This is a genomic window from Vibrio sp. 03_296 (genome assembly GCF_002265885.1).
Map to the genome: position 1 here is coordinate 1 of NZ_NPKW01000643.1, position 701 is coordinate 701.

Annotated in this window: 2 pseudogenes; one reads left to right on the forward strand and one right to left on the reverse strand. The window is 41.9% G+C overall.

Annotated elements, in window-relative coordinates:
• Positions 1-352 (reverse strand): annotated as a pseudogene (locus tag CIK04_RS26830) (SulP family inorganic anion transporter); the annotation flags it as partial.
• A gap of 244 nt (positions 353-596) precedes the next feature.
• Here CIK04_RS26830 and CIK04_RS26835 point away from each other — a divergent pair.
• Positions 597-701: pseudogene (locus CIK04_RS26835) on the forward strand (carbonate dehydratase); the annotation flags it as partial.

Sequence of the window (701 nt, forward strand, 5' to 3'; positions counted from 1 at the left end):
ATTTGCCTAACTTCAATGTGCCGATCAGTACCTGAAAAGCACCAGCCATCATGACAATGGTAAAACTGATGGCAATACCAGATTCTGGGTATTTCGCCACCATGCTGGTCAACACAGCGGTCATGATCACCGTCATTGGCCCGGTCGGTTCAGAAATGAGGGTTGATGAACCACCAAATAACGCCGCAAATAAACCGACTAAAATCGCTCCCCACAAACCGGCTTACAGCCCYAGCCTCCAGAGGCCACACCAAATCGCTAATGCCAGTGGCAGAGAAACTAAATGGCTGTGGTGACCCCACCAAACAGATCCCCTTTCCAGATTGATATCGTTAAAACGATCTCCAAACATCACTCAGCTCCCTGTAAAAAACATAAATCGCGCAACTTTAGCAAAAGTTAACCTATTTCGTTAAGTGTTAATTAGATCTCATAAGTTACACCATATAACTTACGGTTTGGTTAACGGCTAAGTTTATGATTTTTTTATGCCATAACTAGTCAGATTGAGTACTTTTCTGCCAATTTATTTCGGGCGGTAAATTGTAACATTGTGTATAGTGATGCAAGAATTTTTAGGGAAGTAAGACGCAACATTGCCGGAAATCAAGCAATTATTTGAAAACAACTCAAAATGGTCCGAAGTAGATCAAATCGACATCAACCGGAGTATTTTTCCAAGTTAGAAGAAGGGCAAAACC